Origin of the sequence: Sinorhizobium fredii USDA 205 (genome assembly GCF_001461695.1) — a bacterium.
GTDB classification, from domain to species: Bacteria; Pseudomonadota; Alphaproteobacteria; order Rhizobiales; family Rhizobiaceae; genus Sinorhizobium; species Sinorhizobium fredii.
Window position 1 is genome coordinate 12756 of the sequence record NZ_AUTC01000035.1, and the last position, 11892, is coordinate 24647.

9 protein-coding genes are annotated in these 11892 nt (G+C 60.9%); 5 read left to right on the plus strand and 4 right to left on the minus strand.

Annotated features, from left to right (window positions below):
• Positions 1-208 precede the first annotated feature (208 nt).
• Both N181_RS04710 and N181_RS04715 read right to left on the minus strand, forming a co-directional pair.
• Positions 209-1981, minus strand: coding sequence for a tetratricopeptide repeat protein (locus N181_RS04710; protein ID WP_014328829.1), 1773 nt, complete (start codon positions 1979-1981; stop codon positions 209-211).
• 225 nt (positions 1982-2206) lie between these two features.
• Complete coding sequence (locus N181_RS04715) at positions 2207-3547, minus strand: PQQ-dependent sugar dehydrogenase (RefSeq protein WP_014328828.1); 1341 nt, start codon at positions 3545-3547, stop codon at positions 2207-2209.
• 255 nt (positions 3548-3802) lie between these two features.
• Between N181_RS04715 and N181_RS04720 the strand changes: the two genes are divergently transcribed.
• From N181_RS04720 to N181_RS04730, 3 genes are all read left to right on the plus strand, one after another.
• Positions 3803-4945, plus strand: a complete 1143-nt coding sequence (locus N181_RS04720) for a TRAP transporter substrate-binding protein (RefSeq protein ID WP_014328827.1) — start codon at positions 3803-3805, stop codon at positions 4943-4945.
• A 76-nt stretch (positions 4946-5021) separates the two neighbouring features.
• Complete coding sequence (locus N181_RS04725) at positions 5022-5690, plus strand: TRAP transporter small permease subunit (protein ID WP_037397179.1); 669 nt, start codon at positions 5022-5024, stop codon at positions 5688-5690.
• Positions 5687-7426, plus strand: coding sequence for a TRAP transporter large permease (locus tag N181_RS04730; RefSeq protein ID WP_060563259.1), 1740 nt, complete (start codon positions 5687-5689; stop codon positions 7424-7426). Before N181_RS04725 ends, N181_RS04730 begins: the two co-directional genes overlap by 4 nt.
• A 460-nt stretch (positions 7427-7886) precedes the next feature.
• Here the strand turns inward: N181_RS04730 and N181_RS04735 are convergent, their stop codons facing one another.
• Complete coding sequence (locus N181_RS04735; protein ID WP_080577612.1) at positions 7887-9056, minus strand: hypothetical protein; 1170 nt, start codon at positions 9054-9056, stop codon at positions 7887-7889.
• Positions 9057-9743: 687 nt separating this feature from the next.
• Here N181_RS04735 and N181_RS04740 point away from each other — a divergent pair.
• Complete coding sequence (locus N181_RS04740; RefSeq protein WP_014328823.1) at positions 9744-10103, plus strand: hypothetical protein; 360 nt, start codon at positions 9744-9746, stop codon at positions 10101-10103.
• A 72-nt stretch (positions 10104-10175) separates the two neighbouring features.
• Entirely contained in the window at positions 10176-10478 is a 303-nt protein-coding gene (csgH, locus tag N181_RS04745) for a curli-like amyloid fiber formation chaperone CsgH (RefSeq protein ID WP_014328822.1), read from the plus strand.
• Positions 10479-10524: 46 nt separating this feature from the next.
• Here csgH and N181_RS04750 read toward each other — a convergent pair whose 3' ends face one another.
• Positions 10525-11649, minus strand: a complete 1125-nt coding sequence (locus N181_RS04750; RefSeq protein WP_014328821.1) for a helix-turn-helix transcriptional regulator — start codon at positions 11647-11649, stop codon at positions 10525-10527.
• Positions 11650-11892 lie beyond the last annotated feature (243 nt).

The window sequence follows — 11892 nt, forward strand, 5'->3', positions numbered from 1 at the left end:
CTGGGCAAATCTCGTCTAGGTTCGCGAGGATATCGGGTTCGAGTTGGAACACGAGGAGACGATTGCGACTGCGATTCATAAACTCGCGAATCCCTACCTTCATGGTCAGGTCACAGCCATTATGTCCGAGATCCTTGTCGACCTTCGCTGAGCGACTATGGGTCTAGGCAAGCGGTTTCGTCCGGGACGCTCGGCCTTAGCAAGACTCTCATTCCGGCAGGCCGGCGCGGCGCAGATCGTTGACGAAGCGATCGATGAAATGCTCCGGCATGGCCGGCAGGCGGCCAAAATAGAATTCGGCCCGCGCCTTGTCGGCGGTCATGTCCGGTCGTCGGCAAAGAAGGGCGGCGATTGCGTCGCGCGCTTCGGCGCTTGGCCCGCCGGCGCCGAGAGCGGCTGCCAGCACCATGGCCGGCCAGAAGGTGACGTTTTCCTGGCGCAGCGAGGCGCGGGCAGCGGCCGCCGATTCCGCAAGCCGTCCCGACTGGTAGTGGGCGATCGCCAGCATGTTGTGGAAGGTCCAGAGGTGTGGATCGCGCGGGCTCAACCGGAAAGCTTCGTTGATCGCGGCGATGCCTTCCTCCGGGCGTTCGACATAGCAAAGCGCCTGGCCGAGGGCGAAATGGCCCTGGGCGAAGCTCGCGTCGAGCCGGAGTGCATTGCGCAGATGATCGATGCCGCGCTCCGGCTGGCCGCCGAGCGCCAGTGCCCGACCGAGCGCCAGATGCGCTGCGGGCTCGCGGCTGTCGAGGGCGATCGCCCGCTCGGCGAGCCTGATGGCATCGCCGATCCGCTCGGCCCGTTCCTCCAGCGGTCCGTACCAGCCGAGCTGGATATGGACATACGCGAGCCGCGCATGGGCCTGGGCGAAGGCGGGCTCGAGGGCGATGGCTCGCTCGAAGAGTTGCTTGGCGGTCTTCAGATCGTCGAGGTTGAACTTATAGAGGTGCCAGAGGCCCTTCAGATAGATGTTCCAGGCATCCATGTCGGCGGTGGGATGGCCACGCAGCGCAGCGAATTCGATCATCCCGAGTTCTGGCTCGACGGTGCCGGTGATCTGGCCGGCGATTTCGTCCTGGAGGACGAAGATATCATCGAGCGTCCGGTCATAGCGCTCCGCCCAGAGCAGCATGCCGCTTTCGCCGCTCAGCAATTGGGCGGTGATGCGGATGCGACTTCCGGAGCGGCGAATGCTGCCCTCGATGACGTATTTGACGCCGAGGTCCTCGGCTACCTTCCTGACGTCGACCGACTTGCCCTTGTAGGAGAAGGACGAGTTGCGGGCGACCACCCTGAGCCAGCGGCAGCGGGCGAGCGTCGCGATCAGTTCTTCCGTGAAGCCGTCGGAAAAATGCTCCTGCTCGCCGACGCTGGAGAGGTTGACGAAGGGCAGGACGGCAATCGAAGGGCGCTGACGCTCCTGTAGCGGCCGTTGGTCCGGCGGCGGCGCAGCGGGGGCGGGCTCGGACGCCTCACCCGGTTGCCACCGCCAGATGCGAATGGGGCGGTGTACGTCGCTGAGCGTCCGCTTGCCGATATCGGTGGCCGGGAAATCAAGCTTGGACGCGACGTGATCATGAACCTGCTGCGAAACGCAGATTCCGCCGGGCGGAGCGATTTCCTGGAGGCGCGCGGCGACGGTAACGCCATCGCCATGGATGTCGTCGTCTTCGACAATGACGTCGCCGAGGTGAATGCCGATACGCAGTTCCAGGCGCTGGGTGCCGCCCTTTTCGTTGTGCTGCGGCATCATCTGCTGGATTGTCATGGCGCAGCCGACGGCATCGACAACGCTCGCGAACTCCGCCAGCAATCCGTCGCCCGTCTGCTTTACGATCCGGCCGCTATGCGCGGCGATTGTCGGGAGGATCAAGGTGCTGCGGCAGGCCTTCAGCGCGCTGAAGGTTCCCGCCTCGTCGAGCCCCATCAAACGGCTGTAGCCGACGACATCCGCATCCAGGATGGCTGCCAGCCGCCTCATGCGGCAATCTCCCGGACCTGGTGCGGTGATGGGCTTTGACGAATCCAAATCATGGGTGCGATCGATTCCGAGCCGCGGGATATCGGCGAATTTGCCGCTTTAGTTCTTTATCCGCTGGCAGAGCCTAGCAACCGCACGAGTGCCTGTGAAGTGGTATCGGTACCCTCAAAAGCATAGCGGGCAGCCGCCGAGCTCGGACTTGATGGAGTCTCCGACCGCTCGGTGTCATTTCCCCCGGCGGCTAACCCGCCAGATGATGTTGCCGACGTCGTCGGCGACGAGCAGGGCGCCCGTTTTGTCGATTGCGACGCCGACCGGCCGACCCATGGCCTTGTTGTCGCGGCCGATGAAGCCGGTGAGGACGTCGCTCGGCGGGCCGTTCGGTTCGCCATTGCGGAAGGGGACGAAGACGACCTTGTATCCGCTATAGACGCTTCTATTCCAGGAGCCGTGCTGGCCGACGAAAGCGCCGTTGCGGTAGCTCGGCCCCAGTTTCGCTTCCTTGGAGAATGTCAGCCCAAGCGAGGCCGTGTGCGAGCCGAGCGCGTAGTCCGGTTTGATCGCCCTGGCGACGAGGTCCGGCCGCTGCGGCTTGACCCGTGCGTCGGCGTTCTGGCCGAAATAGCTGTAAGGCCAGCCGTAGAAACCGCCGGCGCGGACAGAGGTCATGTAGTCCGGGACGAGGTCGTCACCGATCTCGTCCCGCTCGTTGACGGCGACCCAGAGCTCGCCGCTCTCGGGGTTCCAGGAGAGGCCATTCGGATTGCGCAGCCCCGAGGCGAAGACCCGGGTGCGGCGGCTTGCCCGGTCGACCTCGAGCACGCCTGCACGGTTTATCTCCGCCGCCATGCCGTTTTCCCCGACGTTGCTGTTGGAGCCCACCGTAACGTAAAGCTTGCGGCCGTCGCGGCTCGCAATGACGTCCTTGGTCCAATGGTGGTTCAGATCACCCGCGGGCAGATCGACGATCTTTTCCGGTCTCGTGGTTATCCGGGTCCGGCCGCTCCTATAGGGGAAGGCGACCAGCGCATCGGTGTTGGCGACGTATAGCCGGCCGTTCGACAAGGTCATGCCGAAGGGCGAATTGAGCCCCTCGATAAATGTCCGGCGCAGATCGGCGACACCGTCGCCATCCGTGTCGCGCAGCAGCGTGATGCGATTAGCACTCTTCGTCGCCGCGCCAGCGCGTTTCATTGCGGCTCCCATGACCAACTTGCGAAGGCTGAAGCCGCTGTTCTCCTTCTCCGGAGCATTGCTTTCGGCGACCAGCACATCGCCGTTCGGCAGCACATGCAGCCAGCGCGGGTGGTCCAGGCCGGATGCAAAGGCATTCACCGTCAATCCTTTCGCCGGCTGCGGTAACGCACCTCCCGGCCAGCCTTTCGCCTCGGCAATTCTTATAGTCGGGATCAGCGTCGGTCTCGGCTTCGGCAGCGTGGGGTTCGGACCGTAGCCGCCGCTCCCGGCGATTGCGCCGGTGCGTTGCGCGGAGACGCTCGTGCAGCCGGCGAGGAGCGCGCCTATGACGACGACCATAAGTGAGTTGCGCCGGAAGCCGGTCTTCATCGGAGGTCCTCGGAACGTATTGTGCCGCTTCGGCGTTAGACGCGCGGCCGCTTCGCAATATTCCTTGTCGGTCACCAAACAGCCGCGTTCCCTTCTTGTTCCTGCAATCTTTGCGTGGGGCAGCATTCGGGAGTATTCTTGAAGCAGCTCGAAACGACTGGGGCGCGACGCCTCGAATTGGGCGTTCTGCCTCTTAGAACTTTGAATCGCCTGCGGAAACTTGTTCCTAAGATGCGCAGGCTCTGGGAGGAAAAGATGAAGCAAGGAACCCGGAACCGGGGGAAGACATCGCGCCGCCAATTTCTGAGCGGCGCGGCCATGGCCGGCGCAGCGGCAGTCGCGGCGCCTAGCGTCGTCAAGGCGCAAGGGCCGACCAACATGCGCTGGCAAAGCACCTGGCCGTCGAAGGACATCTTTCACGAGTTCGCAATCGATTTCGCCAAGAAGGTCAACGACATGACCGGCGGCGATCTGAAGATCGAGGTGCTGCCGGCGGGCGCCGTCGTGCCGGCATTCGGCCTGCTCGATGCGGTATCCCAGGGGACGCTCGACGGCGGCCACGGCGTCGTCGCCTACCACTACGGCAAGCAGTCGGCGCTGGCCCTTTGGGGCTCCGGGCCGGGCTTCGCCATGGACGCCAACATGCTGCTCGCCTGGCACAAGTATGGCGGTGGCAAGGACCTTCTTGCCAAGCTTTACGAATCGATCGGCGCCAATGTCGTTTCGTTCCTCTACGGGCCGATGCCGACGCAACCGCTCGGCTGGTTCAAGAAGCCGGTCGCCAAGGTCGAGGATATCCAGGGCCTCAAGTTCCGCACGGTCGGCATTTCGATCGATGTCTTCACCGGGCTCGGCGCCGCAGTCAACGCCTTGCCGGGCGGCGAGATCGTCGCCGCTCTCGATCGCGGCCTGCTCGACGCGGCGGAATTCAACAATGCCTCCTCCGACCGGGTGCTCGGTTTCCCGGACGTATCGAAAATCTGCATGCTGCAGAGCTACCACCAGAATGCCGAGCAGTTCGAAATCCTGTTCAACAAGGCACGATACGACCAGTTGCCGGAGCAGATGAAGGCGATCATCTCCAACGCGGCGGAGGCCGCCTCCCAGGACATGCACTGGAAAGCGATCGACCGCTATTCGCGGGACTATGTGGCGATGCAGACCTCCGATCAGGTCAAGTTCTACAAGACGCCGGAGGCGATCCTCAAGAGACAGCTCGAGGTCTACGACGAGGTGGTGAAAAAGAAAGCTGCAGAGAACCCGCTGTTCAAGGAGGTCATTCAATCCCAGATCGCCTTTGCAGAGCGCGCGACGCGGTGGGAACAGGATACCCTCGTCGGCCGGCGGCTGGCGTTCGACCACTATTTCGGGAAAGAGGGGGTGGCGAAGTCGCTCTGACTTTCTCACCTTTCACGCGTCACCGGGCGATGCCGGTGACGCGTGATCGGAGCATGGGGCATTCTGGGGGGCGCGCGTGGACGTTCAGCATTTTCTCATCAGCATCGACAAGGTCAGCGTGTGGTTCGGCAAGGCCGCCGCATGGCTGATCATCGGTCTGATGGTGCTGGTCTGCGTCGAGGTATTCAAGCGCTACATCCTCAATGCGCCGACCGCCTGGATCTTCGACGCGAGCAACATGCTCTACGGCACGCTGTTCATGCTGGCCGGTGCCTATGCGCTGGCGCAGAACGCCCATGTGCGCGGTGATTTCATCTACAGCTCGCTGAAACCCCGCACACAGGCCGCGCTCGATCTTGCGCTTTATATCTTATTCTTCCTGCCGGGCGTCGCAGCACTCGTCTATGCCGGATACGACTATGCCGCCCTTTCATGGCGCATCGGCGAACACTCCACCGTGACGGCGGAAGGGCCGCCGATCTACTATTTCAAGACAGTCATTCCCGTGGCCGGCGCCCTCGTGATGCTGCAGGGGCTCGCCGAGATCGTGCGCTGCATCGCCTGTCTAAGGACCGGGGAATGGCCGCGCCGGATGAAGGACGTCGAGGAGATGGACGTGGTCGCCGAGCAGCTTGCCCACAGCGAACATGTCGACGTCGAGGCTCGCGCGGCCGCGATCGAGCGGGCGCAGGACATCGAGAAAGCGGCTCGGCAGCGCGGCCTCGGGGGTGAGGAGGAGCCGTGAGCGACCCGTTTCTCGGATTGACCATGCTGATGCTTATCGTCGTCGTGATCCTGATGGGATTTCCGACGGCCTTCACGCTGATGGGGCTCGGCATGGTCTTCGGCTTCTACGCCTTCTACAACCCCGCCGAACACTGGATCGACAATCGCGTCTTCGATCTCATGGTCCAACGCACCTATGGCGCGATGACCAACGACGTGCTGATCTGCATCCCCCTCTTCGTGCTGATGGGCTACGTGATGGAACGCGGCGCCCTCGTCGACAAGATGTTCTACAGTGTCCAGCTTTCCTTCCGGCGCGTGCCAGCGTCGCTTGCGGTGGCGACGCTCATCATCTGCACCTTCTGGGGCATCGCCAGCGGCCTGGTCGGCGCGGTGGTGGTGCTGATGGGGGTGATCGCCATGAATCCCATGTTGCGCGCCGGCTACGATGTGAGGCTCGCCTCCGGGGTCATCACCGCGGGCGGCACGCTCGGCATCCTGATTCCACCCTCGGTGATGATCATCGTCTATGCGGCGGTCGCCGGGCAATCGGTGGTCAAACTCTATGCCGCGACAATGTTCCCAGGCTTCTTCCTGGCTCTACTTTATCTTGCCTATGTCCTTGGCTGGGCGGCGCTCAACCCGAAGATCGCACCGGCCCTGCCCGAGGAGCAGACGCGCGTTCCCGTGCCGGGCTGGATGAGGCGTTTCGAGGCGCTCTATTCGCGCAACATGCTGGTCGGGCTTTTTGCCGCTCTGTTCTCGCCGCGGCAGGCATTGGCGATCGAGACGGAGGAAGGGCGGTTCACCTATTGGAAGCTCGTCAAGAATGCGATCGCGGCGCTCGTCCCCTTTCTGTTGACGGCGTGCACGCTGGCGCTGGTGTGGTGGTATGTGGTCATCCATCCGCAGGCGGGTGAAGCCGAAGCGCCCGAAGGGCTGGAGGAACTCGGAGCGCCTTCGGCAGACGCCGGGCCAACTGCCGCCGACGGATCCGCCACGGCCTTCTACCTGTGGTTCGGGCTGGCGACGGCGGTCGCGCTGATCCTGCTCGTCCGGTACTACCGCAACATGACGGCGGAGCGGCTCCAGATCGTGAAGCTTCTGGTGTCCTCGGTCATGCCGCTCGCGATCCTTACCATCGTCGTGCTCGCCGTCATCCTCTTCGGCATCACGACCGCGACGGAGTCCGCCGCGGTCGGGGCGGCGGGGGCGTTTCTGCTCGCATTGCAGGCCGGAACACTCAACTGGAAACGAACCAAGGAAGCGGTGTTCCTGACGGCGAAAACGACGGCGATGGTCTGCTGGCTATTCGTCGGATCGGCGCTGTTTTCCGCGGTCTTCGCGATCCTCGGTGGACAGGCGCTGGTCGAGCAATGGGTGCTGGCCCTCGATCTCACGCCGCTGCAGTTCATGATCCTGTCGCAGGCGATCATCTTCATTCTGGGCTGGCCACTCGAATGGACGGAGATCATCATCATCTTCGTGCCGATCTTCCTGCCCATGCTCCGGCACTTCGATATCGATCCGATCGTCTGGGGCGTTCTCGTCTTCGTCAATCTGCAGGCGGCCTTCCTGTCGCCGCCGGTCGCCATGTCCGCCTACTATCTCAAGGGCGTCTCGCCGCCACACGTCACGCTCATGCAGATTTTCGCGGGCATGATGCCCTACATGCTGATCGTCATCCTCTGCATGATCATCATGTATATCTGGCCTGGCATGACGCTGTGGCTGCCGAACTATCTCTATGGCTGAGTAGGCGCCGAACCGTCCCTGTCTCAAGTGAAAGAAAGGGCCCGCTGTCAGCAAGCGGACCCTTTGAGGAAGCGGTGAAATGTCCCACCTATGGCGCAGTCATTTTGGCGGTAATGTCGCGCCCTGGAATGTATTGGGCTATACCGATCAGCACGTTTCCCCGAGAGCCGCCGCGAGCTCAACCGGTTCGATTCTGAATCAGAGCTCACTTCGCAGCGAGCTCTGATCTAAATTGATACTGAAATCAGTTCGATGATTTGCAGGCTCATCTTGGCCAGATCGGGGGCTTCGGTCCAGTAACTTTTCAGGGCGAATTGTAACGATGCACGATCGATTCTTGCGCAACCTGGCGTTTTCTTCCAGGGCGGTCATACTACCGAATTTGGCCCGGATACGGTCTTGGTGGGCGAGCGTGTCAAACAGGAGCCGACCGGCGGTCCCTAAACCGTGACACCGTCCGTCAGAATCTATGTACCAGACCGACGGCCAGATAGTAGCTCTGCGTGTCGTCCGTTTCGAGCGTGCCGGACCGATAGACCGGCACGTCCGCGAGGAAACTCGTGCCGGCTTCAAACTTCACCGAGAGGCTTTCATGTGACGACAAGATCAGCGCAGCGCTGACGTCGGCAAGGAAGGTGCCGCCGCTTCGCCTTTGCTTGCTGGAGGAAAGGCTGATGTCGGCTTCCGGGAATATCGCGGTGGCGCGATTGTCGAGGCGCGCCCGATAATGCGCGACGCCCGCACTGAAATTGATTTGAAACCGGACATTCTCGGCCACGGGTGTTTCGGCGCTCAAACCGGAAACGACACCGTAGTAGTCGGCGGAGAGCTTCACCGTCTCCTGGTAGCCGATAGCTGGCATTGCGACACCGGAGACAATGCTCTCGTCGATGTCGACCTCCGTGCGGAACACGGTGTCCTGCCTTGTCGATCGGTAGGTTGGGCCGAACCTCGGAGTGATCGTCCAGCCGTTCCCAAGGTCGAGCGGGGCCCCGAGCCAGAGCGTTTGATCGAAATGGTTCGCCCGTTGTTCGACCGTCGATCTCACGACGCTTCCTTGCAAGTCGCCGAGGGCTTGGAAGAAGAGACCTCGATCGTCCGCAAAGGCCGCATAAGCGGCGGCCGACGGTGTGCCGCGGGTGACGAGCGCCAGGAACGCGGCCCCGGTCCGCGTGCCGCTGGTGGCATATTGCGTGACGGCATTGCCGTTTCCTGCTGGCGAATGGGCGAAGGCCATGATGCCTGCGTCATCGTCCGAACTGTCCGTGAAATATATCGTGCCGGCAGCGGTCGCTCCCGTAAGGTCGGTGGTTGTCGTCAGAGAGATGCTTCCGCCGGCCGGTTCGCCGGCCGTGAGGTCAAAGCCGCTGCCGACCGGCTGCACGACCGTTCGAGAGGAGCCACTTGCATGCGAAATCGTTCCGTCCCATTCGAGGAAGAACGGTCCGATCCCGGCTTCTTCGAGCGGCAGCCGGAAAGAGAAAGCCGTCCTCACTCCGACGGTATCGGGTGGCTCGAGACCAGTCCCGATCGGTGCCGCGACGTTCGAGGACAGGTCCGGCGTGTCGATGTCTTCCCAGCGGGCGCCAAAGCGCCAGGAGAAAGTCGGGGCGTCCGCCGAACTCGTCATCTGCATTGGCTCGTCGGCCCTTACATCGGTTGACTGCTGCCAACAGATGACGATCGCCAAGACACCGGCGAAGTGGCCCGGCAAGCGAGCAATCAACGTGGTGATGCTGCTGTGCGGCTCCTCGGAGGGATACCGCCTCACATCGTCGGCGCCCAGAACGTTTTCCCCTTATCAACTGATACTCGGTACTGCTCAGTCGTGCCTCCTACAGCGCCGCGTGCCTTATCCGGCGCGCAAAGGTCGCTGTAGCACTTTGAATTGCTGCATGTCTTTGTCCTTAAATCGAAGTCGATTTAAGGAGACATGCAGTAGGTGTCCCGTGGCTTGGCGGTTCACATCGAGGCGAACAAGGCGTTCGCCTGCAGTATTTCAGGAACTGGTAAAAAAAGAATGCACTACTGAACGCACTTCATCCTGCGAAGTCGACGGAGGCGAGCAGCACATCGGAAAACACAATCAAGATTGTAGTTGTTGGGTTTTCCAAACTTCAAGTTGGGTAAATTTCCGTAATACGCGTAGTATAATTGCACCACTTGTGCGAATATATTGGTGAATTTTTTGTTATAAAACGTGATATCTTGGCGAGAAACGTACCCGCCTTCTAGTTATCTGTTCATGAGTACTAAATAGGATAATTCTGCGACCTTCTCCTGGCGCCATGATGGCGTCCAAGTGGGAGATATGGTCATGATCAAGACGCTTGCAATTTCCGCACTTCTCGCATTTTCCACCGTTTCCGGCGCTTATGCCGGCAACAACGTATCCGTTACGAGCCAGAAGGGCTTCGGCAACATGTCTGCAACCGGCCAGTCGGGCTGGGGCAACTTCTCCGGCACCGGGCAAGTCGGCAAGGGTAACCAATCCGTGTCGGTTCAGGATGGCAAGGGCAACATCTCCGGAACGGCGCAGTTCGGAAAGCACCACAAGTCGATCACCCTGCAAAAGGGTAAGTACAACGCTTCCGGCACGTTCCAGTTCGGCTACGGCAACAAATCGCTGACCCATCAGGACGGCGAAGGAAATCTCTCCATCACGGTGCAGGACTGATCGATCTTGATCGACCGGCCGCCAGGGCGGCCGGTCCTCTATTCGGAGTAACAACCTGCGGGAGATGAGGCCATGATCAGCCTGGATGCAATTGCCTATGCCCCGATAGAATGTGTCATCGAGCATACCAGAATCAACGATCTGACCTCCTTGGTTGCGACGCTGCACAGCGACTGGACCGAAAGGGGGACCTACCACTTCAAGGTGATGACGGGGTCGTCGACGAATGTGCAAGCTGGCGAGTTTGCGAGCGAGCAAGCCGGACGGCAAGAGCTTTCAACGATCATGGTCAGCGCTGCACCCGATGTGTGGACGGCTCGCCTGTCGGTTTATGGCGCCGATGGGGTGCTGCTGTGCGAAAGTTCGGTTCCGTGACGCAGCAAGCACTCCACAAGGGCGAAGGATGTGCGGACCGGCCCTGTCATTTCGTGAAAAACGAAAGCACGGCGAGCGAACTCAGGAGCTGCGCCTGCCGGCGCACACCGAGGCGCCCCATCGCCGAGGCGAGCTGGTTGTGGACGGTGTTCTTGGAAACGCCCCGCCGTTTCGCGATGTCGGAAGGCGCGTCGCCGTTGGCAAGCGAGTGCACCAACGCAGCTTCGGTTGGCGTCAGCCCGAACACTGTCTTGATATCGCCGGGAGTCAACAAGGTGTTCCGGCTCAACTCCCGGATTGTCAGGAGAAAGCTCGGCTCGTTGCTGGAGAAGACGTTGCCGAAGCGATAGGTGTCGCTGCCAAACGACAGGAAATCGACGCTGACAATCCAGCTTACGCCGGTTCGCTTGCTCTTCGCCCAGCGCAGGTGATGATCGTGCTTGTTGACGCGCGCTTGTTCGATCAGGTCCTCGACCTCAGACTGAAGCTCCTCGTCCTGGAACTCGAGCACTTCGTCCCTGAACTCCGTGAAAGAGCCCGAGGCATCGACAAATCGACCAAAACGGTGATTGGCGAATTTCACCCGCAGATCAGCGGTCACAATGGCCGACGACGTGGCGCAGCTTTTCAGAGCCCGTTCCGTGCGGGTCGATTTTTCCCGTTCGTTGACCATCGCTTTCTGCAAGGCGAACGCCGTCTGGAAATGGGGAAGAACCTTCATCAGCGTTTCTGCGGCTATGGCCAGATGGTTATCGGCCGCGTGCGGGAAGAAACAGGCGACGACAATTCGCCGGCTTCCTTCCTTCGATACGAGCAGAATGAGAAGCTTGCCGTCCTCGCCAAAGCAGCGGCGCAAGGCGGACGACCATGGCGCGCTGTTCGCCAGCGTTACAGGCAAGGTCGCGATAGCTCCCAGGCCCATTGCCAGCGTGGCGTCATCCAGTGCCGAAAGCGTATCGACATCCAGCAGAGCCGACCGCTGCACACCCTTGACGGCAAGGCTGATTTTTTTGTTGTCCAGCCCCTCGAAACCGAGAATGGCACCCGATTCCGCCCGCGCCAGTTTCGTCAGATCCGCGACAATTCGATCCCAAGCGGAAGGTAATAACACCGTTTCGTAAATCGCTTGAATGAGGCTAAGCAATAACTTGTCTTGGTACGCATCTGACATCGTCCAGTACTCCGGTTACACAACGCCCCTTTCAATGACGACACACGCAATAGAAATTTGGTTCACAATATGTTCGAGATGAATCGATGATGCAAAAAACGGACCTTGAGAGATAAAATGTCTGTTGCAGCAGGGCGTTAAAGAAGACTCACTACGTCACTATTGAAGATCATGAATATGACGGCCAGCAGACGCTAATCTGGGCAGTACAACAAATCTTTGTTTTATCGCTTCGATAAATCC